Here is a 23,569-nt window from a genome sequence, read left to right on the forward strand (position 1 = left end):
CTTCGGCCTGGTGTGCGCGGATCGTCGTCAGCTTGGCTTCCGGCGTGGCTTCCGCGAGGAAGTCGTCGACGCCCGCCTCGGCTGCAATCGCCGCGGCGGTGAGACGGTTGTCGCCGGTCACCATCACGGTCTTGATGCCCATCTTGCGCAGCTCGGCGAAGCGCTCTTTGATGCCGCCCTTGACGATGTCCTTCAGCTCGATCACGCCGAGCACGCGTGCCGCGCCTTCGCCCTTGTCCGCGACTACGAGCGGCGTGCTGCCGCGACGCGCGACGTCGTCCACTGCGCTCGACACTTCGCTCGGATAGCGGCCGCCATTGGCTTCGACATATTTCTTGATCGCATCGGCCGCGCCCTTGCGGATCTCGCGATTCGGCGCCCCGGCGGAAGTCCCGTTGGGGGACAGGTCGACGCCGCTCATGCGGGTCTGCGCCGAAAAGCCGATGAACGCCGCGTGCAGCGCAGCCATGTCGCGCTGGCGAATGTTGAAGCGTTCCTTCGCGAGCACGACGATGCTGCGGCCCTCCGGCGTTTCGTCGGCGAGCGACGACAGTTGTGCCGAGTCGGCCAATGCTTCTTCGGTCACGCCCGGTGCCGGAATGAACGTCGACGCCTGCCGATTGCCGAGCGTGATCGTGCCGGTCTTGTCGAGCAGGAGCACGTCGACGTCGCCTGCGGCTTCGACGGCGCGGCCCGAGGTGGCGATCACGTTCGCCTGCATCATGCGGCTCATGCCCGCCACGCCGATCGCCGACAGCAAGCCGCCGATCGTCGTCGGAATCAGGCACACGAGCAGCGCGACGAGCGCCGTGATCGTCACCACGTGGCCGGCCTTCACCGCTTCCACGGAGAAGATCGAGAACGGCAAGAGCGTGGCAGTTGCGAGCAAGAGCACGATCGTCAGCGCGACCAGCAGGATCGTCAGCGCGATTTCATTCGGCGTCTTCTGGCGCTTCGCGCCTTCGACCATCGCGATCATGCGGTCGAGGAACGCCTCGCCCGGATTCGCCGTGACTTTCACGACGATCCAGTCCGACAGCACGCGCGTGCCGCCCGTCACCGACGAGAAATCGCCGCCCGATTCGCGGATCACCGGCGCGGATTCGCCCGTGATCGCCGATTCGTCGACCGACGCGACACCGTCCACCACTTCGCCGTCGGCCGGAATCGTGTCGCCCGCTTCGACGAGCACGACGTCGCCCTTGCGCAGCTCGGTGGCCGTCGTAATGCGGATCGGCGACTTCGGATGCGGCTCGTTGAGCTTCTTCGCCATCACGTCGCGCTTCGCGCTCCTCAGCGAAGCGGCCTGCGCCTTCGAGCGGCCTTCGGCCAGCGCTTCGGCGAAGTTCGCGAACAGCACGGTGAACCACAGCCACAGCGCGATGGCGAGGATGAAGCCCGCGGGCGCTTCCGCCTGGCCCATGAGCGCAGCGATCCAGAGGATCGTGGTCAGGACGCTCCCGACGTACACGCAAAACATCACCGGATTGCGCAGTTGGTGACGCGGCGTCAGTTTCTTGAATGAGTCCACGATCGCCGGCTTCAGAAGCGCCGGATCGAACATGGACCGCGTTGCAGAATGTTGAGTCATTGGAATCCTCTAATGCTCTTTTCTTTGTGACCCGGAATCAGTGACCCGAAATCATCAGCAGATGTTCGACACCCGGGCCGAGCGCCAGCGCAGGCACATAAGTCAGCGCGCCGACGAGCAGAACCGTACCGAGCAGCAGCACCACGAAGAGCGGACCGTGCGTGGGCATCGTGCCGCCCGTCACCGCGATCTTCTTCTTCGCTGCGAGCGAGCCCGCGATAGCCAGCACCGGCACGATCGAACCGAAGCGGCCGAACCACATCGCGATACCCGTCAGCCAGTTGTAGAACGGCGTGTTGACGGACAGGCCGGCAAACGCGCTGCCGTTGTTGTTCGCAGCCGAGCTGAACGCGTAGAGGATTTCCGAGAATCCATGTGGACCGGGGTTCGCGATACCGGCCTTGCCCGCATCGGTGAGCACCGCGATCGACGTGAGCACGAGCACCAGGAGCGGCGTCAACAGAATCACGATCGACACCATCTTCATCTCGTACGACTCGATCTTCTTGCCGACGTATTCGGGCGTGCGGCCGATCATCAGGCCCGCGACGAACACGGCGAGCAGCGCGAACACGAGCATCCCGTACATGCCGGAACCGACCCCGCCGAAGATCACTTCGCCGAGCTGGATCAGGAGCATCGGAATCAGGCCGCCGAGCGGCGTCAGCGAATCGTGCGTGTTGTCTATGGCACCGCACGAAGCCGCTGTCGTCGCGACCGTGAAGATGCCGGACTGCGCGATGCCGAAGCGCGTTTCCTTGCCTTCCATGTTGCCGCCGGCTTGCAGCGCGCTCGCCGACTGGTCGACGTTCAGCGTCGTGAAGAGCGGATTGCCCGCCTGCTCGGAACTGATCTCGCCCACCACGCAGACCGCGAACGCGATCGTCATCACCGCGAGAACAGCGACGCCCTGCTTGCGATCCAGGATCATGTTGCCGAACACGAGAGCCAGCGCGGCCGGGATGATCAGCATCGAGAAGATCTGCAGAAAGTTCGAGAACGGCGTCGGGTTTTCATACGGATGCGCCGAGTTCGCGTTGAAGAAGCCGCCACCGTTGGTGCCGAGCATCTTGATCGCTTCCTGCGACGCCACGGGGCCCATCGCGATGGTCTGCTTCTCGACCTTCGTGTCGACCATCACCGGGTTGCCCTTCGCATCCTTGACCGGGTTGCCCTGCGCGTCGGTCTTCGGCGCGCTGTAGGTGGTCTCTTGCAGGACCGGCACGTCCTCATAGGCCTTGAAGTTCTGGATCACGCCCTGGCTCATCAGGAGCGCGCCGACGATCGCGGCCATCGGGATCAGCACGTACAGCGTGATGCGCGTGATGTCGACCCAGAAGTTGCCGATCGTCTTCGTCGTATGGCGCGCAAAGCCGCGGATCAGCGCGATCACGACGACGATGCCGGTGGCCGCCGACAAGAAGTTCTGCACGGTGAGGCCGAGCATCTGCGTCAGATAGCTGACCGCTTGTTCAGGCGTGTAGTCCTGCCAGTTCGTGTTGGTCGCGAAGCTGACTGCCGTATTGAACGCGCCGTCGACCGTCATCGCGCTGAACTGCTGCGGGTTGCCCGGCAGGAAGGCCTGCACGCGCAACAGCAGATAGAGGAACACGGTGCCGAGCACATTGAAGGCGATCGTCACGATCGCGTAGTGCTTCCAGCCCATCTCGGCTTGCGGATCGACCCCAGCGATCCGGTACAGCAGCCGCTCGAGCGGACCGCCGAAGCGCACGACGCGCGAGGTGCCGTCCATGACGTGCGTGATGTACTTTGAAACCGGTACCGCACACCCGATCAGGACGACGATGAACAGCGCCGATTGCAGGATATTGTTCGCGTTCATTCAATATCCTCCGCGTACAGCAGTGCGTAAACGAGATAGACGAACAAGAGCGCCGTGGCCGCCCCCGCCAACCAGAGCATCCAGGTCATGGCCGTTCCCCTTGGCCGCGCCGCGACTGGAACAGCTTGTCGCAGCCGGCAATCAATGCAAAGGTCAGCGCCGCAAAAAGCACCAGACCGCCGACGTACACCACATCCATTTTGTGTTCTCCATTTACGGATTTTGGACAACCGGAACGTTAAGCCTTCCGGCGTAAAGGACGGGTCAAAGGTCACCGGGGGGATGTAAAAAAGGCGTAAACGAAAACAGGCGGCGCATTGCGCCGCCTGCCTTTGCGGGACTGCTGCAGTGCGGAAAAGCCGCTACGGCACGAGGATCGTCGAGCCGGTGGTGCGGCGGGCTTCGAGATCGACGTGCGCCTGCGCCACTTCCGCGAGCGGGTAGCGCTGGCGAATCATGGTCTTGACCTTGCCCGAGCCGATCACGTCGAACAGCTCGGCTGCCATCGCGTCGTAGTCGTTGCGTTTCGCGATATAGGTAAAGAGCGTCGGGCGCGTGAAAAAGAGCGAGCCGCGGCCCGCGAACTCGGACGAGTCGATCAGCGGCAGCGGACCCGACGCGTTGCCGAAGCTCACGAAGAGGCCGAGCGGCGCGAGGCAGTCGAGCGAGCCTTCGAACGTATCCTTGCCGATCGAGTCGTAGACGACCGGCACGCCCGCGCCGTTCGTGATCTCCTTCACGCGCTTCGTGAAGTTCTCGCGCGTATAGACGATCGGGTGATCGCAGCCGTGCGACTTGGCAAGCTCGGCCTTCTCGTCGGAGCCGACCGTGCCGATCACCGTCGCGCCGAGCGCCTTCGCCCATTGGCACACGAAGAGGCCGACGCCGCCGGCGGCCGCCTGGATCAGGATCGTGTCGCCGGCCTTCACGCGGTAGGTCCGGCGCAGCAGATACTGTGCGGTGAGACCTTGCAGCATCGCGGAAGCGGCTTCGTCATAGCCGAGCGAGCCCGGCAGCTTGACGAGCACCGCCGCGGGCAGCACGCGCTCCTGCGCATAGGCGCCCGGCGGACGCGCCACGTAGGCGACACGGTCCCCCGCCCTCAAGCCCTCCACGCCGGGCCCGACCGCCACCACGTCGCCCGCCGCCTCCATGCCGAGACCCGCGGGCAGCGGCAGCGGATAATTCCCGGTGCGGAAATAAATATCGATGTAGTTGAGACCCACCGCGTGCTGCTTGACGCGGACTTCGCCGTTGCCCGGCTCGCCCACGTCGACGTCGACCCACTTCATGACTTCCGGGCCGCCCGTTTTGTCGAATCGAATCGCCTTGACCATCGCCGTCTCCTGGTTCTTGAACTGAGAAAATCCGCTGTCAGACCTGCTGGCTCATACGACGAGCCAAGGTATCGAGAAGCATCCGCGCGGTCGCGATATTGGTCGCGCACGGCACGTTGCGCACGTCGCACGCGCGCACGAGCGCGTTGATGTCGGGCTCGTGCGGCTGCGGCGTCATCGGGTCGCGCAAGAAAATCACCACGTCGACACGGCCCTCGGCCAATTGCGCGCCGATCTGCAAATCGCCGCCGTGCGGCCCCGACAGCATGCGCTCCACCGTCAGCCCGTGCGCCGCCGCGATGCGCGCGCCGGTCGTGCCGGTCGCTACGAGCTTGCAGCGGCCGAGCGTTTCGGCATATTCGCCGGCCAGCGCGACGATGTCGTCTTTCTTGTGGTCGTGCGCGATCAGCGCAACGCGTGGGGTCATGAGAGGGGTCCTTTGCTCGGTACTGAGCAGACTGTCGTGGATGCGTTTAGAACGTGCCCGGATAAGCGCCGCCGTCGATCAGCCAGTTTTGGCCGGTGATGTAGCTCGCGTGGACGCTGCACAGGAACGCGCAGGCCGCGCCGAATTCGTCGCGCGTGCCGAAGCGCCCGGCAGGGATGCTTTTTATGCGCTGGCGGCGCGCCTCGTCGACGGTAACGTTGCCCGCCTTCGCCTGGGCGTCGAACGTCGCCGCGATGCGGTCGGTATCGAAGAGGCCCGGCAGCAGGTTGTTGATCGTGACGTTGTGCACGGCCACCTTGCGCGCGACGCCCGCGACGAACCCCGTGAGCCCCGAGCGCGCGCCGTTCGACAGGCCCAGCACGTCGATCGGCGCCTTCACCGCCGAGCTCGTGATATTGACGACGCGGCCGAACCCGCGCTCGATCATCCCGTCGATGGTCGCCTGGATCAGCGCGATCGGCGCCAGCATGTTCGCTTCCAGCGCGTTGATCCAGTCGTCGTGCGTGAAATTGCGGAAGTCGCCCGGCGGCGGGCCGCCCGCGTTGTTGACGAGGATGTCCGGCTGCGGACACGCCGCAAGCACCGCGGCGCGGCCCTCGGGGGTCGTGACGTCGCAGGCGATTGCCGTCACGTCGGCGCCTGTCTTCGCGCGGATGCCGGCGGCGGTCGCTTCCAGCGTTTCCACCGTGCGCGCGCAGATCACGAGCTTCACGCCCTCGGCCGCGAGCGCTTCCGCGCAGCCCCGCCCGAGGCCCTTGCTGGCCGCGCATACGAGCGCGGTCCGTCCTGCGATTCCCATGTCCATGTCGGATTTCCTTTTCTCTCGTCGTTCGTCGCGGTGGTGCCGGCCAGGTGCCGGATAGCGAAGATTCTCGATTCTAGAAGAATCCCTATCGCGCTGCTGTGCGTCAGCCCCGCTATGCCCGCCATGCCCGCCATGCCCGCCATACCCGCCGTACCCGCCATACCCGCTTTCGCCGCGGCGGATTTGCCCGCAGCGGCGTCTTTTCGCGTCGGGCATGACTTTGCGCGCCTTGATCCGCTGATCTTTCGGTAAACTTGCGGGCGTAATTCGTTATTCGGCGTCATCCGGCGTCATCCGGCCGTCTCGCTCGGCCCAAGCGCCGCCGCCGATACGATTCCCCGCCCCCTCTAGCCGCTTGTGCGCACCTGCCATGAAACAAGACAGCCGCTTTCCGAATCTCTTCATCCTCGATCACCCGCTGATCCAGCACAAGCTCACCCATATGCGCGACAAGGACACTTCCACGCGCACGTTCCGCGAGCTCCTGCGCGAGATCACACTCCTCATGGGCTATGAGATCACGCGCAATCTGCCGATCACGACCAAGCGCGTCGCGACCCCGCTCGTCGAGATCGACGCGCCGGTGATCGCCGGCAAGAAGCTCGCGATCGTGCCCGTGCTGCGCGCGGGGGTCGGCATGTCGGACGGGCTCCTGGAGCTGATTCCGTCGGCGCGCGTCGGGCATATCGGCGTATACCGGGCGGAAGACCACCGGCCGGTCGAGTATCTGGTGCGGCTGCCGGACCTCGAAGACCGGATCTTCATCCTGTGCGACCCGATGGTCGCGACCGGCTATTCGGCCGTGCACGCGGTCGACGTTCTCAAGCGCCGCAACGTGCCCGGCGAGAACATCTCGTTTCTGGCGCTCGTCGCGGCGCCCGAAGGCGTCAAGGTGTTTCAGGACGCGCATCCGGACGTGAAGCTCTTCGTCGCCTCGCTCGATTCGCACCTGAACGAGCACGCGTATATCGTGCCGGGCCTGGGCGACGCGGGCGACCGGCTGTTCGGGACGAAGAACTGACGAAAGCCGCCGCCGGCGGGCGCTTTCGCGCCCCCTGCGGCATGTTAAAATCGCGTTCCGCTCGTCGAGCGGCTCGAATTGCCTTTCATGGTCAAAAAGCGGCCCCATGCCGCTCGCGCAACTCGCCGCCCGAAGCCGCAATCAATCGCCAATTCGCAACGAACAACACGCATCATGCGTGCGCGTCACACGCGCGCGCGACGGAGAAAGGTATGGCTGGTCATTCCAAATGGGCCAACATCAAGCATAAGAAAGCCGCCGCCGACGCCAAGCGCGGCAAGATCTGGACTCGTCTGATCAAGGAAATCCAAGTCGCGGCCCGCATGGGCGGCGGCGAGATCGATTCGAACCCGCGTCTGCGCCTCGCAGTAGACAAGGCGTACGACGCCAACATGCCGAAGGACAACATCAGCCGCGCGATCCAGCGCGGCGTCGGCGGCGTCGATGGCGCGAACTACGAAGAAATCCGCTACGAAGGCTACGGCATCGGCGGTGCGGCGGTCATCGTCGACACGATGACCGACAACCGCACGCGCACGGTCGCCGAGGTGCGTCACGCGTTCTCGAAGTACGGCGGCAACATGGGCACCGACGGCTCGGTCGCGTTCCTGTTCGATCACGTCGGCCAGTTCCTGTTCGCACCGGGCACGCCCGAAGACGCACTGATGGAAGCCGCGCTCGAAGCCGGCGCCAACGACGTCATCACGAACGACGACGGCAGCATCGAAGTGCTGGCGCCGCCGAACGATTTCACGAAGGTAAAGGAAGCGCTCGAAGCGGCGGGCTTCAAGGCGGAACTCGCCGAAGTCACGATGAAGCCGCAGACGGAAGTCGAGTTCACCGGCGAAGACGCCGTGAAGATGCAAAAACTGCTCGACGCGCTCGAAAACCTGGATGACGTGCAGGAGGTGTATACGAACGCCTCCATCGCCGAAGCATGATGTGCCGGGGGCGCGGCGCCCGATCGGGGGCCGCGCGCCTCGCGAAAGTTACAACGGCCGGCGGGATTCGCCTGCCGTCACGGTTTGTTAGCCTTCGGGGAATCCCATGAAGTTACTCGTCGTCGGTTCCGGCGGTCGCGAACATGCGCTCGCCTGGAAGCTCGCGCAAGCGCCGCGGGCTCAGCTCGTCTACGTCGCGCCCGGCAATGGCGGCACCGCGCAGGATGAGCGCCTTCTCAACGTCGATATCACCGAGCCCGAAGCGCTCGCCGATTTCGTCGAGAAGGAGCAAGTCGCGTTCACCGTGGTCGGTCCGGAAGCGCCGCTCGCGGCCGGCATCGTCAACCTGTTCCGCCAGCGCGGCCTCAAGATCTTCGGGCCGACCCGGGAAGCCGCTCAGCTCGAAAGCTCGAAGGACTTCGCGAAGGCGTTCATGAAGCGCCACGGCATTCCGACGGCCGAATACGAGACGTTCTCCGAGCTCGCCGCCGCCCACGCGTACCTCGAGCAAAAGGGCGCGCCGATCGTCATCAAGGCCGACGGCCTCGCCGCGGGCAAGGGCGTCGTCGTGGCGCAGACGCTCGAAGAAGCGCACGCCGCCGTCGACATGATGCTCGCCGACAACAAGCTCGGCGATGCGGGCGCGCGCGTCGTGATCGAGGCGTTCCTGGAAGGCGAGGAAGCGAGCTTCATCGTGATGGTCGACGGCAAGCATGTGCTGCCGCTCGCATCGAGCCAGGACCACAAGCGGCTGCTCGACGGCGACCAGGGTCCGAACACCGGCGGCATGGGCGCCTACTCGCCCGCGCCGATCGTCACGCCGCAGCTGCATGCGCGCGTGATGCGCGAAATCATTCTGCCGACCGTGCGCGGCATGGAAAGCGACGGCATCCGCTACACCGGCTTCCTCTACGCCGGCCTGATGATCGACGCGCAAGGCAACCCGAAGACGCTCGAATTCAACTGCCGCATGGGCGACCCGGAAACACAGCCGATCATGGCGCGCCTGAAGGGCGACTTCTCGAAGGTGATCGAGCAGGCGATCGCGGGCACGCTCGATACCGTCGAGCTGACCTGGGACCGCCGCACGGCGCTCGGCGTCGTGCTCGCCGCGCACAACTACCCCGAAACGCCGAGGAAAGGCGACCGCATCAACGGTATTCCGGCCGAGACCGAAGAAGCGGTGACGTTCCACGCCGGCACGACGCTCACCGACGGCAAGCTGCTGACCTCGGGCGGCCGCGTGCTGTGCGTGGTCGGCCTGTCGGATTCGGTGCGCGGCGCGCAATCGGTCGTCTACGAGACGGTCAACCAGATCTCGTTCGACGGCATGCAGTACCGCCGCGACATCGGCCATCGCGCGATCGGCCGCAAACATTGAGCGCCCCCAAACCTGGCGCTTCGCGCCAGGCCCCCCGAGGGGGGCAATCCCCCAAGGGGACTTCCTGCGCCCCGAAGGAAGTGGCCTTGGGCCGCGGGGCGGGAAATCTTGGGGCGGCCCGGCGATTTCCTTGAGAGCGGCAAGCGGTGCCGGCAACACAGCAGCGCGCCGGGCCTCGGGCGCCTCGTTTGGCGGGCGCCACGCATCGAACTGCCGGGCATTCGCTAGAATTCCCGGCAGTACTCTTTTATTGTCCGCGCCGCGGCAGCCCGCGCGCGTTGTTTCCATGACCGATCCGACTTACGACGTAGAGGGCGTCCGCGCCTACTTCCAAGGCCTGCAGACGCACATCGCCGACGCGCTCGGCGCCCTCGACGGCACCCCGTTCGCCACCGACACCTGGCAGCGCGGCTCCGGCGAGAAGCTGCGCGGCGGCGGCGTGACGCGCATTCTCGAAGGCGGCGAGCTGTTCGAGCGCGGCGGCGTCGGCTTTTCCGACGTCGCGGGCGACGCCCTGCCCGGCTCGGCGAGCGCGGCACGCCCGCAGCTCGCGGGGCGCGGCTTCGAGGCGATGGGCGTGTCGCTCGTGATGCATCCGCGCAACCCGCACTGCCCGACCGTGCACATGAACGTGCGCCTCCTGATGGCGACGAAGGAAGGCGAGGCGCCGATCTTCTGGTTCGGCGGCGGCATGGACCTCACGCCCTGCTACGGCTACGAAGAAGACGCCCAGCATTTCCACCGCACCTGCCGCGACGCGCTCGAACCGTTCGGCGCGGACCTGTACCCGCGCTTCAAGCGCTGGTGCGACGAATACTTCTTCCTGAAGCACCGCAACGAGACGCGCGGCATCGGCGGCATTTTCTTCGACGACTTCGCCGAGCTCGGCTTTGACCGCTCGTTCGAGATGGTGAAGCGCGTCGGCGACGCGTTCCTCGCCGCCTACCTGCCGATCGTCGAAAAACGCCGTGCGACGCCGTACGGCGAAGCGGAGCGGTCGTTCCAGGCCTACCGGCGCGGCCGCTACGTCGAATTCAACCTCGTCTTCGACCGCGGGACGCACTTCGGGCTGCAAAGCGGCGGCCGCACCGAGTCGATCCTGATGTCGATGCCGCCCGTCGCGAACTGGCGCTACGACTGGCGGCCCGAGCCGGGCACGCCGGAGGCGCGCCTCTGCAGCGATTTCCTCAAGCCGCGCGACTGGCTATGACGCGCACCGCGCGAGGCGGCATGCCTCATGTCCGCCGCACCGCCGCGCTCGCTAATACGCAAAGGACTGTCATCTGAATCCGAAAGCCCGCTTTTCCGCCGCTGACCCGCTCGCGCCGCTGCCGCAGTTGCCGAGGCGCATCGGCCTGCTCGGCGGCACCTTCGATCCGATCCACAACGGCCACCTCGCGCTCGCGCGCCGGTTCGCCGACGTGCTGCGGCTGACCGAGCTGGTGCTGTTGCCCGCCGGCCAGCCCTATCAGAAGGCCGGCGTCTCCCCCGCCGAGCACCGGCTCGCGATGACGCGCGCGGCGTCGGCATCGCTCGTGCTGCCCGGCGTGGCCGTCAGCGTCGCGACCGACGAAATCGAGCACCAAGGCCCGACCTACACCGTCGAGACGCTCGAGCGCTGGCGCGCGCGCGAAGGCGCCGGCGTGTCGCTGTCGCTTTTGATCGGCGCCGACCAGCTCGTGCATCTCGACAAGTGGCACCAGTGGCGGCGCCTCTTCGATTTCGCGCATATCTGCGCGGCGACGCGCCCTGGCTTCGATCTTGCGTCGGCGTCGCCCGCATTGCGCGGCGAACTGGCGGCGCGCGAGGCGAGCGCCGACGTGCTCCAAGGCACGCCGAGCGGCCATCTGCTGATCGATACGGTGCTGGCGCTCGACGTCTCGGCCACCGACATCCGCCACCAGTTGCGCGACCGCCTCGCGCAACAGACGAAAGCCGCCGCCGCGGGCCGCCTCACCGACATGGTCCCCGACGCGGTCTCGGACTATATTCTTCAACATCATCTGTACCACCGGTAATTTATGGATATCCGCAAACTGCAACGCGCGATCGTCGACGGGCTCGAAGACATCAAGGCGCAAGACATCAAGGTGTTCAACACCAGCCACCTGACGGAGCTGTTCGATCGCGTGATCGTCGCGAGCGGCACGTCGAACCGGCAGACCAAGGCGCTCGCCTCCAGCGTGCGCGAGAAAGTGAAGGAAGCCGGCGGCGACATCATCAGCACCGAAGGCGAGGACATCGGCGAATGGGTGCTCGTCGATTGCGGCGACGCGGTCGTGCATATCCTGCAGCCGGCGCTGCGCCAGTACTACAACCTCGAAGAAATCTGGGGCGACAAGCCCGTGCGCGTGAAGCTCGCGAATACGAGCGCGTTCGGCGGCGCGCGGGCGAGCGAACCGCTCGACGATGACGACGACGACGAGGCCCCCGCCGCGAAGCCGGCCCGCAAGGCGCCCGCCCGCCGCCGCTGAGTCATGAAGCTGCATATCCTCGCGGTCGGTCACAAGATGCCCGACTGGATCTCGACCGGCTTCGACGAATATGCAAAGCGCATGCCGCCCGAGCTGCGCATCGAACTGCGCGAGATCAAGCCCGAGCAGCGCTCGTCGGGCCGCTCCGCCGAGAGCGTGATGGCGGCCGAACGTCAGCGCATCGAAGCCGTCCTGCCGAAAAACGCGCGCCTCGTCGCGCTCGACGAGCGCGGCCGCGACTGGACCACGATGCAGCTCGCCGACGCGCTGCCCGGCTGGCAGCAGGACGGACGCGACGTCGCATTTGTGATCGGCGGCGCGGACGGCCTCGACAGCCAAGTGAAAGCGCGCGCCGAACTGATGCTGCGCGTGTCGAGCCTCACGCTGCCGCACGGCATGGTGCGCGTGCTGCTCGCCGAACAGCTTTACCGCGCGTGGAGCATCACGCAGAATCACCCCTACCACCGCGCCTGACGCGCCGTTCTCGCCGGCGATGCCACAACTGATCACCCGGCATCGCGCCAGACGCGCCACGGTGCGTCCTACGAGAACGATACATGCCGCAAGACGACTCCCCTCTTCCACGCCATCCCTTCGTCTATCTCGCGTCGCAAAGCCCGCGCCGCCAGGAACTGCTCTCGCAGCTCAACGTGCGCTTCGAGCTGCTGCTGCCCCGCCCCGATGAAGACGCGGAAGCGCTCGAAGCGGAGCAAGACGGCGAAGCGGCAGATCACTACGTGCTGCGCGTGTGCGTCGCGAAGGCCGAGGCGGCGCGCGCACGGCTCGTCGCGGGCAGCCATCCCGCTGCGCCGATTTTGGTTGCGGACACGACCGTCACGATCGACGGCGCGATCCTCGGCAAGCCCGGCGACGTCGAGCATGCGGTCGCGATGCTGTCGCAGCTCGCGGGCCGCGAGCACGAGGTGCTGACCGCGCTCGCCGTGATCGATGCCATGGGCGAACTGCTGCCGCCCGCGCTGTCGCGCTCGACGGTGCGCTTCGCCGCCGCTCCGCTCGCTGCGCTGCAGCGCTACGCCGAGAGCGGCGAGCCGCTCGGCAAGGCCGGCGCCTATGGGATTCAAGGCCGCGCCGCCGAATTCATCGAGCGTATCGACGGGTCCTATTCAGGTATTATGGGTCTGCCCCTTTTTGAGACCGCCGCATTGCTGCGCACGGCTCGCGTGGACTTCTAACAGACATGAACGAAGAGATTCTGATCAACGTCACTCCGCAAGAAACGCGCGTCGCGTTGGTCCAGCAAGGCGCCGTGCAGGAGCTTCATGTCGAGCGCACGGCCGCGCGCGGGCGCGTCGGCAATGTGTATCTCGGCAAGGTCGTGCGCGTGCTGCCCGGCATGCAGTCCGCGTTCATCGATATCGGGCTCGAGCGCGCTGCGTTCCTGCACGTCGCCGATATCTGGCATCCGCGCATCGCCGGCGAATCGCAGGCTCAGGCGCCGCACCAGCCGATCGAGAAGATCGTCTTCGAAGGACAGACGCTGATGGTGCAGGTCGTCAAAGACCCGATCGGCACGAAGGGCGCGCGCCTCTCGACGCAGGTCAGCATCGCGGGCCGCACGCTCGTCTATCTGCCGCAGGAGCCGCATATCGGCATCTCGCAGAAGATCGAGAGCGAAACGGAGCGCGAAGCGATCCGCGCGCGCCTGACGGCCGTGCTGCCCGTCGACGAGAAAGGCGGCTACATCGTGCGCACGATCGCGGAAGACGCCACGAGCGAAGAACTCGCGGCCGACGTCGCCTACCTGCGCAAGACCTGGGCGACGATCGTCGCACAAGCGCAGCGCCTGCCGCCGACGAGCCTGCTCTATCAAGACTTGAACCTGTCGCAGCGCGTGCTGCGCGACTTCGTCAACGACGAGACGACGCGCATCCAGGTCGATTCGCGCGAGACGCATCAGATGCTCGCCGAGTTTGCGGCGGAATTCACGCCGGCCGTCAGCTCGAAGCTCCACCACTACACCGGCGAGCGGCCGCTCTTCGATCTGTACAACATCGAGGCCGAGATTCAGCGTGCGCTGTCGCGGCGCGTCGATCTGAAATCGGGCGGCTACCTGATGATCGACCAGACCGAGGCGATGACGGCAATCGACGTCAACACGGGCGGCTACGTCGGCGCGCGCAACTTCGACGACACGATCTTCAAGACCAACCTGGAAGCCGCGCATACGATCGCGCGGCAACTGCGGCTGCGCAATCTGGGCGGCATCATCATCATCGACTTCATCGACATGGAGAACGCCGAGCATCGCGATGCCGTGCTCGGGGAACTGAAGAAGGCGCTGTCGCGCGATCGCACGCGGGTGACGGTGAACGGGTTCTCGCAGCTCGGGCTGGTCGAGATGACACGCAAGCGCACGCGCGAATCGCTCGCGCACGTGCTGTGCGAGCCGTGTCCGGTTTGCCAGGGCAAGGGGCAAGTCAAGACCGCGCGCACCGTTTGCTACGACGTGCTGCGCGAAATCCTGCGCGAGTCGCGGCAGTTCAATCCGCGCGAGTTTCGCGTGGTCGCTTCGCAGCAGGTGATCGATCTGTTTCTCGACGAGGAATCGCAGCATCTCGCCATGCTGATGGATTTCATCGGCAAGCCGGTGTCGTTGCAGGTCGAGTCGAATTTGAGTCAGGAGCAGTACGACATCGTTCTGATGTAGCGTTCGCGTCCCCCGCCTTTCGCAGGGCGCGGGCAAGACGCTGACGTGGTCATGGCCATTGGCTGGCAGAGGCCGGCCGGCTTTGAATGGCTTGATTCATTCATTCGATTTGCCGTATGCGCGCATGGCGGCGCGGACCCTATCGATCGAATGCTTCCGACTCCACGTTTACCCGCTGTCCGCGCGCACTCCGCCCGGCAGCACGGGCCCCATACCCAAGCGCTGAATCCGACTATAGACGCGCGGCGTATTGCGCCCCCTCGCTCCACGGCATATTTTTCGTCACCCCACGAACTAAGGAGACGAGCCGTGCTACCCGCTTCGATGCCGATCAACGTCGGCAATACCGCATTCATGCTGCTGTGCGCGAGCCTGGTCATGCTGATGACGCCAGGGCTCGCGTTCTTCTATGGCGGCCTCGTCGAGCGCAAGAACGTGCTCGCGATCATGATGCAGAGTTTCATCTCGCTCGCCTGGACGACCGTGCTCTGGTTCGCGTTCGGCTACTCGATGTGCTTCGGCCCGACGTGGCACGGGATCGTCGGCGATCCGACCTACTACGCGTTCCTGCGCGGCATCACGCTGCAGACGATGTTCCAGGGCAACGACGCCGGCATTCCGCTCGTCGTCCATGTCGCGTATCAGATGATGTTCGCGATCATCACGCCTGCGTTGATCACCGGCGCCTTCACGAACCGCGTGACGTTCAAGGCGTACTTTCTATTCCTTACCGGCTGGCTCGTGCTCGTGTACTTCCCGTTCGTGCATATGGTTTGGAGTCCGGAAGGCCTGCTCGCGAAGTGGGGCGTGCTCGATTACGCCGGCGGCATCGTCGTGCACAACACGGCCGGCTTCGCGGCGCTCGCTTCGGTGCTCTATGTGGGGCGCCGTCATAGCGTCGAGCACAAGCCTCACAACGTGCCGCTGATCGCCCTCGGCACGGGGCTGCTCTGGTTCGGCTGGTACGGGTTCAACGCGGGGTCCGAGTTGCGCATCGACGCGGTGACCGCGTCGTCGTTCCTCAACACCGACGTCGCCGCGTCGTTTGCGGCCGTCACGTGGCTCTTGATCGAATGGCTGAACGCGCGTCAGCCGAAGTTCGTCGGGCTCCTGACCGGATCGGTTGCGGGTCTCGCGACGATCACGCCGGCCGCGGGCTACGTCTCGCTCGATACGGCCGCCATCATCGGCGTGGCCGCCGGGCTCATCTGCTATTACGCGGTCGCGCTGAAGAACAAGCTGGGCCTCGACGATGCGCTCGATGTCTGGGGCGTCCACGGCGTGGGCGGCTTGACCGGCACGATCCTGCTCGGCGTGTTCGCGTCGAAGGCATGGAATGCGAACGGCGCCGACGGCCTCTTGCTCGGCGGCACCGACTTCTTCCTCAAGCAATGTGTCGCGGTGATCGTGTCCGGCATCTGGGCATTCGTGTTCACCTGGGGCATGCTGTGGCTGATCGATCGCGTGACGCGCGTGAAGGTCGGCGCAGAGGCTGCGCAGCGCGGGCTCGACACCGAGCTGCACGGCGAGGTCGCTTATCTGGATACGTGATGCTCGCGGCGCTGCCCATCGGGCAGCGCCGCTTTTACATTTGGTTACTCGAATCGGCGTCAGTGGTGCCAGCCCCCATGCCAGCAACAGCCGCCGCCGAAGCCCACGCCCACGCTGACCGACGGCCCATAGTAATAGCCCGGGTAGTAGTAGCCCGGCGCATAGGCATAGCCCGGCGGAGGCGCCACGACGCAGCCGGACAGTCCGCCGAGAAGCGCAACAGCGATCAGAATTCTGCCCATGGTCGTTCTCCTAGTCGTTGTGTTGTTTAGATAAGCACGGGCCGCCCGCCGTTCGAGTACGAATTGTGACTTGCGTAACGGCATATTTTTTCTGTCAGACGATAGGCGTGGCAATTCGGCGCCGCTTCCCCCCGCTCCGCCCCCCCTTTGCTACCCGCGAGGATCACCTAGAATTTTTGTATGCAGGTGACTTCGAAGGAGGCTGCCATGGCTGAATCGATGGTGAGCACAGTAGTCGGTCTGATCGTGCTGATCGTGGCCGCGATCCTCGTGACCTCGCACTACCGGCGCGAACATCACAGGGAACGGCTGCTCTCGCGGCTGGACGCGCATCGGCTCTGGGACCGGATGCGGCATCGGCACTGATTGCCGCGCTCCCGCTTGCGCGTCAGGCGCGCAACGCGCAGACGCCCGCTTGGCGGTGCGTACCCCACGGTGAACAGCTTGAACGGAGACGAGCATGTCCGACGAACAAGCGCAGTGGCAAATGGAAGAATACGAAGGATTCGAGATCCATGTGGCCCCGTTTGTGAAGGGCCAGCCAGAGAATCAGGCGCCGCAGCCCGGCGACCGGTATACCTACATCGGCTTCGTCTGCCACCCGGGTGCCGACCCGAAACTGCCCGGCCATTCGGTGCCGTTTCATGCGGACGGCGAAGAGTCGTTCAAGAGCGCGGCCGACGCGTTGTATGAAGGCGTCCATGTGGGGCGCAGCATCGTCGATGGGACGCATTCCGATCTGACGGTGCTGCCTCTCGTGACGGGGGGTGTCTAGCCGGCCGCTTTGCATGGGGCCCGAGTCGGTGCTCCGCATGGGGCCGCCGCATCGAACGCGCTATGCCGCCTGCTGCTGGTACTGAATGCGATGCAGGTGCGCGTACAGCCCATCCTGCTGCAACAGCTCGTCGTGGCTGCCCTGCTCGGCGATGCGCCCGCTTTCCATGACGAGGATGCGGTTCGCGCGCTCGATCGTCGACAGACGGTGTGCGATGACGAGCGTCGTGCGCCCCTTCATCAGCGTTTCGAGCGCCGCTTGCACGTGACGCTCCGACTCCGAATCCAGCGCCGAGGTCGCCTCGTCGAGAATCAGAATCGGCGCATCTTTATAGATCGCGCGCGCGATCGCGAGACGCTGCCGCTGTCCGCCCGACAGGCGCATGCCGTTGCCGCCGATCAGCGTATCGATGCCCTGGGGCATCGCGGCCACCGCATCGGCGAGATTCGCCGCCCGCAGCGCGGCTTCGACGCGCTCGCGGTCCGGTGTCTGGCCGTACGCGACATTGGCGCCGATCGTGTCGTTGAACAGCACGACGTCCTGACTCACCATCGCCATCTGGCTGCGCAGGTCGTGCACGCCGTATTCGTCGATCGGCACGCCGTCGATGAGAATCTGCCCGCCCGTCGGCGTGAAGAATCGCGGCAGCAGATTGACGAGCGTCGTCTTGCCGCTGCCCGACGGTCCCGCCAGCGCGATCATCTCGCCGGGTTTCACGGAGAACGACACGCGATCGAGCGTCGGACGATCGACCGCGCCGTAGGTGAACGACACGTCGCGGAACTCGATGTCGCCGCGCGCGTGCTCGAGCTTGCGGTCGCCGCCGGCGGGCTCCGTCGGCTCGTCGATCAGGCCGAAAATCAGCTCGCATGCGGTCATCCCGCGCTGCAGCGGCTGGTTGACGTCGATCAGGTGCTTGAGCGGCGAAATGATCAGCAACATCGAGGTGACGAACGCGACGAAGCCGCCGACCGTCGTCTGATCGTGCGCCGATTGCACGACCGCGACCGTGATGACGATCGCAAGCGCGATCGACGCGAGGAACTGCGTGAGCGGCTGCGCGAGGCCGCCCGCCACGGTCATGCGCATCTGGTAGCCGCGCAGGCGCTTGCTCATCGCCGAGAAGCGGCGAATCTCGTAGTTCTCGCCGTTGTGCACCTTCACGACCTTGTAGCCGCCCACCGTCTCCTCGACGATGTACGACAGCTCGTTGGTCAGCGACTGATGCTCGCGGCCGAGCCGCCGTAGACGACGGCTGATCTTGCTCGTGATCCAGCCGATGCCGGGCAGGATCACTGCGACGATCAGCGTGAGGCGCCAGTTCAGATAGAACAGGTAGCCGAGCAGAAAGACGACGGTGAGCGAATCGCGCACGAGCGTGATCAGCACGCTGATCAGCACGTTCAGGATCTGGTTCACCTCGAACACGATCGCGTTGATGATCGTGCTCGCCGTTTCGCGCTGGAAGAACGACGCGCTCGTATGGATCATGCGGTTGAACATGTCGAGGCGCATTTGCAGCAGGATGCGGTTCGACACGTACTGCAGCAGGTAATTGGACGCATACGACGACACGCTGCGCACGAGCGCGAGGCCGATCACCGCGATCGGCACGAACCACACCGAGTGCTTGCTCGCGTTCTCGCCGAAGCCGTGGTCGAGCAGCGGCTTCAGGAGCGCGGGAATCCCGGCGTCGGTCGCAGCGCTGACGGCCATCGAAAAGATGCCGAGCAGCAGCATCCCGATGAGCGGCTTGAGGTACGGCCAAAGGCGCTTCATCACGACGGACGTCGACGCGCGCTCCGCGTCGGCGGGTTTTCTCAGAGTGGATTGGGTTTCCAAGGAACTCCCTTTAAGTCCCTCTTACTCCCATGTCGCGGGGGTATTCGGACAGTGCGAAAAATCGAAGCATTATAGCCGCCCCGCCCTTCATCCCCCGGCGCACGGCGGCCAGCCTGCGCGATCCGCCTGGGCTGGCCGCCCGGTATACTCGCGCTCACACAAAACCGATTCGGCCCAATCCCGACGTGCAGTCAACGACCACCGCTCCCAGCGCCGCCCCCACCCTCGGCGTCGCCCTCATCGCGCACAACGCGGCGGCGCGGCTCGCGCAATGCCTCGCGGCGCTGTCGTTTGCCGACGAAGTCGTCGTCGTCGACGGCGGCAGTACCGACGATACGGAAGCGATCGCCCGCGCGCACGGCGCCCGCGTGATCGCCGCGCCCGACTGGCCCGGCTTCGGGACGCAAAAGAACCGCGCGGTGGCGGCCCTGTCGACGGACTGGATTCTCTCGATAGACACCGACGAAGTCGTCTCGCCGGAGCTGGCCGCGTCGATCCTCGCCGCGATCCGCGCGCCCGGCGCCGAAGTCTACGCGCTCGACCGGCTCTCCAGTTTCTGCGGCCAATGGGTGCGCCACAGCGGCTGGTACCCCGACTGGGTGCCGCGTCTCTTCAAGCGCGGCGTGGCGCGCTTCTCCGACGATCTCGTGCACGAGCGCCTCGTGTTCGAAACACCTGCCGCGCGCCTCGACGGCAAGCTGATGCACTACTCGTACGAAGACTTCGAGACCGTGCTGCGCAAGCTCGACGCCTATTCGAGCGCCGGCGCCCGCCAGCGCCGCACGGCGGGCCAGCGCGGCGGCTTCGGCAAGGCGCTCGGGCGCGGCGCGTGGGCGTTCGTCCGCACCTACCTGCTGCGGCGCGGCTTTCTGGACGGCCGCGCGGGGTTTATGATCGCCGTCTTCAATGCGGAGACGGTCTACTACCGGTTCTTGAAGCTCGATTTGGCGGCGCCAAGCGACGAGCGCGCCTGATCGCCTCAAGCGAGCCGGCCACGCCGGCGCCCAGGCCGGCGGTACAATTCAGCCTGTTTTTTCCGGCGGCTTAGCGCCTTAGCGCCTTAGCGCCCGGACGCCCCGATGCCTTGCAGCCCCCCGACAACGGACACCCGATTTCGATGTTCTCAATCATCATCCCGACTTGGAACAACCTCCCCTATCTGCAATGGGTCGTCCAGAGCATCCGGCAAAACTCGACGCACGAGCATCAGGTCGTCGTCCACGTCAATGACGGCTCGGACGGCACGCTCGCCTGGGTGCGCGAACAAGGCATCGAACATACGGCTTCGCCCGCCAATATCGGCATCTGCCACGCGGTGAACATCGCGGCGGCGCGCGCCACGCGCGACTACGTCGTCTATATGAACGACGACATGTACTGCTGCCCCGGCTGGGACGATGCGCTCGCGCGCCGCATCGGGCAGATGCCGTCTGACCTGTTCTTGCTGTCGGGCACGATGATCGAACCGGTCGATACAGGCAATCCGTGCGTCGTGGTGCGCGACTTCGGGCGCGACGCAGAGACTTTCCGCGCCGCCGACCTGATCGCCGCCGCGCCGCAGCTCGCGCGCGCCCACTGGCGCGGCGCCACCTGGCCGCCGACCCTCGTGCACCGCGACTGGTGGCACAAGGTGGGCGGCTATAGCAGCGAGCTGAGCCCGGGGATGAGCAGCGACAACGATTTCTCGATGAAGCTGTGGGACGCCGGCTGCCGCGTCTTCCTTGGGGTCGGCGATAGCCTCGTCTATCACTTCCAGCAGAAAAGCACCGGCAAGATCGTCAAAAACGACGGCCGCCGCCAGTTCCTGAACAAGTGGGGCATGACGCAGGCGACCTTCGACCGTTACTACCTGCGCCGCGGACAGCCGGTCGATCAGCGGCTCGACGTGGCCGAGCCGGAGCAAACCGGCCGGCTCAAGCGCGCGCTGCTGAAGTCGCGCATCAAGCGAGCATTCGGTTAGTGCTTGCGGCGCGGCGTTGCCGTCAAAGGGCCAGCTTTTCGATACGTGTAATGAGATGGCGCGGCCGCCTAGCGTATACTTGTCTGTTTTCCGGACCGCAGCGTCGCCCAAAAATCGGGGTGCGCCGCCTCTCGCCACGCGAGGCGATGCTTCAAACCACGCTTTGCCCCACCGATCGTCAATGTCTACAGTCATGCAAAACGCTTCGCACCGCTTGACGGCTGCGCGCGTCTTCGCGGTCGCCGCCTTGTGCATGGTGCCCGTCTCGACGGCGTATACCAACATCGCCTGCGCGCTCTTCGCGCTCGCGCTGCTGAGCGCGCCGGAATTCCGGCGCAATCTGCCCTCGCTGCTGCGCCACGGCGCGGCCGTTTCCGCGCTGCTGCTGCTCGCGGCGCTCATGGCGAGCGTCTCCTATACCATCGCGCCGCATCAAGAGGCTTGGTCGTGGATCGGCAAGTACTCGAAATTGCTGCTGCTGCCGCTCGCTGTCATCGCGTTCAAGGACTCCAATTGGGCGGGCATCGTGCGCTGGAGCTGGTTCGTGACGCTCTGCATCATCCTGCTGCTGTCGACGACGAACTACCTGGGCCTGACCGCGATCGGGCCCGCGCACGCCACGGATCTGCCGCTCTCGCGCGCGTGGGTGTTCAAGAACCATATCGCAGCGGGCCTCTTCGGCGCCCTGCTGTTTCATCAGGCCATCGATCTCGCGATGACGACGCGCAACGCCCGCGCGCGCATCCTGTTCGCCGCCATCGCGGCGCTCACGCTCGTCAACGTTTTCGTGATGCTGCAGGGACGCACCGGGCAAATCATCGCGTTGATTTTCATGCTTTACACGGCGCTGCGCCTCGCCTGGCGCAAGCATGAAGAATCGCCGACGCGCGCGGCGCTCTACGTCTGCGCCGTGATCGCCGCGGCCGGGATGCTGGTGGGCGTCGCTTCCACGATCAAGGGCGACCGCCTGTTGCAGGTCGCCAACGAAGTGAAGGAATACCGGCAGACCGACGCCGTCACGTCCACCGGGCTGCGGCTCGAGTGGTACCGCAAAAGCTTTGAGCTCATTCGCGCACGGCCGGTGATCGGCTATGGCGCGGGCGGCCTCGGCGTCGAATTCGCGAAATTGTCTGCCGGCAAGACGGACGCGCAAGGACTGCTCACGCAAAATCCGCACAACGAATATCTGCTGATGGCCGTGCAACTCGGCGCAATCGGGGTGGCGCTCTTCATCAATCTGCTCGTGCAGATCGGTCGCAGCGCAACCGCATTGGATCCGCGCTCCCGGCAATTGCTGCTCGGCTGGCTCGCGGCTTTCGCCATCAGCTGCCTGGCGAACTCGCTGCTCCTGGACTTCGCGGAAGGGCACTTGCTGGTACTGCTCGCCGGCATTCTGCTTGGCTGCGGGTATCGCGCTCCCAGCGCGGTGCCCGCCACGCAAAACGCTGCGCCGGCGACGCGGCAGGCGTAGCGACGCTGCGTTACTTGCCGCGCGGCCGGCCAAGCAACGACGTATCGACGACCGCCTCGGCGGCTTGCGACGTTTGAGCGGCTTCGAGCGGCGGATTGGGCAAGCCGAGCATTTCCGCGGCGGCCCCAATGACGCGCCGCGCACTGAGCGTCGTCAGACACTCGCTGAAACTCTCGACATGGCGCTCACACCCTTCACCCTTGCAAGGCACGCAATCGCCCTCGCCTTGCAGCAGATAGACGTTCGCATGGCGCCCTGATCCGACCAAAGGCCAAGGATCGACGCCGGCCGGCCAGCCGCACGGCCATGGGCCCCAACGGACCGGATCGGACGGGCCGAAGAGCGCGATCGTCGGCGTGCCGGTGGCTGCCGCGACATGTGTCGCGCCCGTGTCGGGCCCGACGTAAAGCTCGGCGCCCCGGATCATTTCCGCGCTTTCGCCGAGCGACAATTGCCCCGCCATGTTCAGCACCGGACCGCCGGCCGCGGCGGCCACGCGCTCCGCGTACTCCCGCTCGGCCGCAGCCGGGCCGCCGCTCAATGCGATGGCAAATCCCTTCGAGCGCAGCCAGCCGATCAGCTCGACCCAGCCCTCGATATGCCAGCGCTTGTACGCAAACATCGGGTACGGATGCAGCACGACATAAGGCTGTCCCGGCAGCACGGCGGGCGGCGTGTGAATGCGCGCGTCGAACTGCGCGCGGCGCGCGGGGTCGTCACCGATACCGGGCGCGACGACTTGCGCTTGCGGCTCGATGCCCAAGAGCGGCGTCAGCGCCAGGCTGCTGTTCACGGTATGGACCGACTCGTGATAATTGATCGCGATGCCGTGCAGCATGAACCGGGTCAGCAGCGTCACGCGGTTGGGATCGACGAGCCCGATGCGCTTCTTGCCCGCGAACCACGTATAGAAGCGCGGCCGGTCCGAACTGACGGCTGCGCACGCGAGATCGTAGCGGCGCCAGAGGCGCGCGGCATCGGCAAGACGCTCGGAGAGCCGTGCGCGCTGCGCGACGAGAATCACGCGCCGCACGTCCGGATTGTGTTCGAGTATCCCTTCCGTGCCGCGAAACACCAGCATGTCGACCGGAGTATCGGGCCAACGCGCCTTCAGCGACCGGACGAACGGCGTGGTGAGCAGCACGTCGCCGATGCGGCGAGTGCAAACGACGAGAATGCTGCGGGGCGGACGGGAGGACGAAAATAATGCAGCCACGTT

General features: G+C 65.7%; 25 protein-coding genes. 15 read left to right on the forward strand and 10 right to left on the reverse strand.

What is annotated here, in order from left to right:
• The 7 genes from kdpB to J3489_RS29155 form a co-directional block, all read right to left on the reverse strand.
• Positions 1 to 1,591 (reverse strand): potassium-transporting ATPase subunit KdpB (gene kdpB, locus J3489_RS29125; RefSeq protein ID WP_207004267.1); only part of this gene is annotated, 1,591 nt, incomplete at its 3' end.
• Positions 1,592 to 1,628: 37 nt separating this feature from the next.
• The gene (gene kdpA, locus J3489_RS29130) at positions 1,629 to 3,434 is read right to left on the reverse strand and encodes a potassium-transporting ATPase subunit KdpA (protein WP_207004268.1); all 1,806 of its coding nucleotides are present in this window, start codon (positions 3,432 to 3,434) and stop codon (positions 1,629 to 1,631) included.
• Positions 3,431 to 3,523: a potassium-transporting ATPase subunit F gene (locus J3489_RS29135; protein WP_137331581.1), complete on the reverse strand. Its 93-nt coding sequence runs from the start codon at positions 3,521 to 3,523 to the stop codon at positions 3,431 to 3,433. The genes kdpA and J3489_RS29135 overlap by 4 nt, the downstream gene beginning before the upstream one ends.
• A complete protein-coding gene (locus J3489_RS29140) occupies positions 3,520 to 3,633 on the reverse strand; it encodes a potassium ABC transporter ATPase (protein ID WP_136898692.1) in 114 nt (37 codons plus the stop codon). The genes J3489_RS29135 and J3489_RS29140 overlap by 4 nt, the downstream gene beginning before the upstream one ends.
• 163 nt (positions 3,634 to 3,796) lie before the next feature.
• Positions 3,797 to 4,771, reverse strand: a complete 975-nt coding sequence (locus J3489_RS29145; RefSeq protein ID WP_207004270.1) for a quinone oxidoreductase family protein — start codon at positions 4,769 to 4,771, stop codon at positions 3,797 to 3,799.
• Between the two features lie 37 nt (positions 4,772 to 4,808).
• A complete protein-coding gene (locus J3489_RS29150; protein ID WP_207004272.1) occupies positions 4,809 to 5,198 on the reverse strand; it encodes a methylglyoxal synthase in 390 nt (129 codons plus the stop codon).
• A 46-nt stretch (positions 5,199 to 5,244) separates the two neighbouring features.
• On the reverse strand, positions 5,245 to 6,024 hold the full coding sequence (locus J3489_RS29155; protein ID WP_207004274.1) for an SDR family oxidoreductase: 780 nt from the start codon (positions 6,022 to 6,024) through the stop codon (positions 5,245 to 5,247).
• A 370-nt stretch (positions 6,025 to 6,394) separates the two neighbouring features.
• Here J3489_RS29155 and upp point away from each other — a divergent pair, with 370 nt between their 5' ends.
• From upp to J3489_RS29205, 10 genes are all read left to right on the forward strand, one after another.
• Positions 6,395 to 7,045 carry a uracil phosphoribosyltransferase gene (gene upp / locus J3489_RS29160; protein ID WP_207004276.1) on the forward strand — a complete coding sequence of 217 codons (651 nt, stop codon included), beginning with the start codon at positions 6,395 to 6,397 and terminating at the stop codon, positions 7,043 to 7,045.
• A gap of 212 nt (positions 7,046 to 7,257) precedes the next feature.
• Positions 7,258 to 7,986 carry a YebC/PmpR family DNA-binding transcriptional regulator gene (locus J3489_RS29165; RefSeq protein ID WP_207004278.1) on the forward strand — a complete coding sequence of 243 codons (729 nt, stop codon included), beginning with the start codon at positions 7,258 to 7,260 and terminating at the stop codon, positions 7,984 to 7,986.
• 106 nt (positions 7,987 to 8,092) lie between these two features.
• The gene (gene purD / locus J3489_RS29170; protein ID WP_207004280.1) at positions 8,093 to 9,367 is read left to right on the forward strand and encodes a phosphoribosylamine--glycine ligase; all 1,275 of its coding nucleotides are present in this window, start codon (positions 8,093 to 8,095) and stop codon (positions 9,365 to 9,367) included.
• Positions 9,368 to 9,653: 286 nt separating this feature from the next.
• The gene (hemF, locus tag J3489_RS29175; protein WP_207004282.1) at positions 9,654 to 10,577 is read left to right on the forward strand and encodes an oxygen-dependent coproporphyrinogen oxidase; all 924 of its coding nucleotides are present in this window, start codon (positions 9,654 to 9,656) and stop codon (positions 10,575 to 10,577) included.
• A 73-nt stretch (positions 10,578 to 10,650) separates the two neighbouring features.
• Positions 10,651 to 11,385, forward strand: coding sequence for a nicotinate-nucleotide adenylyltransferase (locus J3489_RS29180; protein WP_207004345.1), 735 nt, complete (start codon positions 10,651 to 10,653; stop codon positions 11,383 to 11,385).
• 3 nt (positions 11,386 to 11,388) lie between these two features.
• Positions 11,389 to 11,841: a ribosome silencing factor gene (gene rsfS / locus J3489_RS29185; RefSeq protein ID WP_207004290.1), complete on the forward strand. Its 453-nt coding sequence runs from the start codon at positions 11,389 to 11,391 to the stop codon at positions 11,839 to 11,841.
• Between the two features lie 3 nt (positions 11,842 to 11,844).
• Positions 11,845 to 12,315 carry a 23S rRNA (pseudouridine(1915)-N(3))-methyltransferase RlmH gene (rlmH, locus tag J3489_RS29190; RefSeq protein WP_207004293.1) on the forward strand — a complete coding sequence of 157 codons (471 nt, stop codon included), beginning with the start codon at positions 11,845 to 11,847 and terminating at the stop codon, positions 12,313 to 12,315.
• Positions 12,316 to 12,398: 83 nt separating this feature from the next.
• Positions 12,399 to 13,034 (forward strand): Maf family protein, encoded by a 636-nt coding sequence (locus J3489_RS29195; protein ID WP_207004294.1) that lies wholly within the window; start codon positions 12,399 to 12,401, stop codon positions 13,032 to 13,034.
• 5 nt (positions 13,035 to 13,039) lie between these two features.
• Positions 13,040 to 14,509 carry a ribonuclease G gene (rng, locus tag J3489_RS29200; RefSeq protein ID WP_207004295.1) on the forward strand — a complete coding sequence of 490 codons (1,470 nt, stop codon included), beginning with the start codon at positions 13,040 to 13,042 and terminating at the stop codon, positions 14,507 to 14,509.
• A gap of 309 nt (positions 14,510 to 14,818) precedes the next feature.
• Complete coding sequence (locus J3489_RS29205) at positions 14,819 to 16,060, forward strand: ammonium transporter (protein ID WP_207004296.1); 1,242 nt, start codon at positions 14,819 to 14,821, stop codon at positions 16,058 to 16,060.
• Positions 16,061 to 16,119: 59 nt separating this feature from the next.
• Here J3489_RS29205 and J3489_RS29210 read toward each other — a convergent pair whose 3' ends face one another.
• Positions 16,120 to 16,302, reverse strand: coding sequence for a hypothetical protein (locus J3489_RS29210; RefSeq protein WP_207004297.1), 183 nt, complete (start codon positions 16,300 to 16,302; stop codon positions 16,120 to 16,122).
• Positions 16,303 to 16,509: 207 nt separating this feature from the next.
• Between J3489_RS29210 and J3489_RS29215 the strand changes: the two genes are divergently transcribed.
• Complete coding sequence (locus tag J3489_RS29215; protein WP_207004298.1) at positions 16,510 to 16,668, forward strand: hypothetical protein; 159 nt, start codon at positions 16,510 to 16,512, stop codon at positions 16,666 to 16,668.
• A gap of 94 nt (positions 16,669 to 16,762) precedes the next feature.
• A complete protein-coding gene (locus tag J3489_RS29220; protein ID WP_207004299.1) occupies positions 16,763 to 17,077 on the forward strand; it encodes a hypothetical protein in 315 nt (104 codons plus the stop codon).
• A gap of 60 nt (positions 17,078 to 17,137) precedes the next feature.
• Here the strand turns inward: J3489_RS29220 and msbA are convergent, their stop codons facing one another.
• On the reverse strand, positions 17,138 to 18,919 hold the full coding sequence (gene msbA, locus J3489_RS29225) for a lipid A export permease/ATP-binding protein MsbA (RefSeq protein ID WP_207004300.1): 1,782 nt from the start codon (positions 18,917 to 18,919) through the stop codon (positions 17,138 to 17,140).
• A 185-nt stretch (positions 18,920 to 19,104) separates the two neighbouring features.
• On the opposite strand from msbA, the gene J3489_RS29230 reads away from it, so the two are divergent.
• From J3489_RS29230 to J3489_RS29240, 3 genes are all read left to right on the forward strand, one after another.
• A complete protein-coding gene (locus J3489_RS29230; RefSeq protein WP_207004301.1) occupies positions 19,105 to 19,893 on the forward strand; it encodes a glycosyltransferase family 2 protein in 789 nt (262 codons plus the stop codon).
• 143 nt (positions 19,894 to 20,036) lie between these two features.
• Positions 20,037 to 20,879, forward strand: a complete 843-nt coding sequence (locus tag J3489_RS29235; RefSeq protein ID WP_207004303.1) for a glycosyltransferase family 2 protein — start codon at positions 20,037 to 20,039, stop codon at positions 20,877 to 20,879.
• 181 nt (positions 20,880 to 21,060) lie between these two features.
• Positions 21,061 to 22,350 carry an O-antigen ligase family protein gene (locus J3489_RS29240; RefSeq protein WP_374193500.1) on the forward strand — a complete coding sequence of 430 codons (1,290 nt, stop codon included), beginning with the start codon at positions 21,061 to 21,063 and terminating at the stop codon, positions 22,348 to 22,350.
• A 10-nt stretch (positions 22,351 to 22,360) separates the two neighbouring features.
• On the opposite strand, the gene J3489_RS29245 is transcribed toward J3489_RS29240, so the two are convergent.
• Positions 22,361 to 23,566, reverse strand: a complete 1,206-nt coding sequence (locus tag J3489_RS29245; RefSeq protein ID WP_207004305.1) for a glycosyltransferase family 9 protein — start codon at positions 23,564 to 23,566, stop codon at positions 22,361 to 22,363.
• Between the last annotated feature and the right edge of the window lie 3 nt (positions 23,567 to 23,569).

Source organism: Trinickia mobilis, from assembly GCF_017315705.1.
Classification (GTDB): Bacteria; Pseudomonadota; Gammaproteobacteria; order Burkholderiales; family Burkholderiaceae; genus Trinickia_A; species Trinickia_A mobilis.

What these genes read in the sequence shown, in the direction of transcription:
- J3489_RS29155 (WP_207004274.1), bottom strand. Translation starts at nt 6,024, where the DNA reads ATGGACATGGGAATCGCAGGACGGACCGCGCTCGTATGCGCGGCCAGC.
- J3489_RS29135 (WP_137331581.1), bottom strand. Translation starts at nt 3,523, where the DNA reads ATGACCTGGATGCTCTGGTTGGCGGGGGCGGCCACGGCGCTCTTGTTC.
- rlmH (WP_207004293.1), top strand. Translation starts at nt 11,845, where the DNA reads ATGAAGCTGCATATCCTCGCGGTCGGTCACAAGATGCCCGACTGGATC.
- rsfS (WP_207004290.1), top strand. Translation starts at nt 11,389, where the DNA reads ATGGATATCCGCAAACTGCAACGCGCGATCGTCGACGGGCTCGAAGAC.
- hemF (WP_207004282.1), top strand. Translation starts at nt 9,654, where the DNA reads ATGACCGATCCGACTTACGACGTAGAGGGCGTCCGCGCCTACTTCCAA.
- J3489_RS29240 (WP_374193500.1), top strand. Translation starts at nt 21,061, where the DNA reads ATGTCTACAGTCATGCAAAACGCTTCGCACCGCTTGACGGCTGCGCGC.
- J3489_RS29220 (WP_207004299.1), top strand. Translation starts at nt 16,763, where the DNA reads ATGTCCGACGAACAAGCGCAGTGGCAAATGGAAGAATACGAAGGATTC.
- J3489_RS29215 (WP_207004298.1), top strand. Translation starts at nt 16,510, where the DNA reads ATGGCTGAATCGATGGTGAGCACAGTAGTCGGTCTGATCGTGCTGATC.
- J3489_RS29235 (WP_207004303.1), top strand. Translation starts at nt 20,037, where the DNA reads ATGTTCTCAATCATCATCCCGACTTGGAACAACCTCCCCTATCTGCAA.
- J3489_RS29150 (WP_207004272.1), bottom strand. Translation starts at nt 5,198, where the DNA reads ATGACCCCACGCGTTGCGCTGATCGCGCACGACCACAAGAAAGACGAC.
- rng (WP_207004295.1), top strand. Translation starts at nt 13,040, where the DNA reads ATGAACGAAGAGATTCTGATCAACGTCACTCCGCAAGAAACGCGCGTC.
- purD (WP_207004280.1), top strand. Translation starts at nt 8,093, where the DNA reads ATGAAGTTACTCGTCGTCGGTTCCGGCGGTCGCGAACATGCGCTCGCC.
- J3489_RS29210 (WP_207004297.1), bottom strand. Translation starts at nt 16,302, where the DNA reads ATGGGCAGAATTCTGATCGCTGTTGCGCTTCTCGGCGGACTGTCCGGC.
- J3489_RS29165 (WP_207004278.1), top strand. Translation starts at nt 7,258, where the DNA reads ATGGCTGGTCATTCCAAATGGGCCAACATCAAGCATAAGAAAGCCGCC.
- kdpA (WP_207004268.1), bottom strand. Translation starts at nt 3,434, where the DNA reads ATGAACGCGAACAATATCCTGCAATCGGCGCTGTTCATCGTCGTCCTG.
- J3489_RS29145 (WP_207004270.1), bottom strand. Translation starts at nt 4,771, where the DNA reads ATGGTCAAGGCGATTCGATTCGACAAAACGGGCGGCCCGGAAGTCATG.
- upp (WP_207004276.1), top strand. Translation starts at nt 6,395, where the DNA reads ATGAAACAAGACAGCCGCTTTCCGAATCTCTTCATCCTCGATCACCCG.
- J3489_RS29140 (WP_136898692.1), bottom strand. Translation starts at nt 3,633, where the DNA reads ATGGATGTGGTGTACGTCGGCGGTCTGGTGCTTTTTGCGGCGCTGACC.
- J3489_RS29195 (WP_207004294.1), top strand. Translation starts at nt 12,399, where the DNA reads ATGCCGCAAGACGACTCCCCTCTTCCACGCCATCCCTTCGTCTATCTC.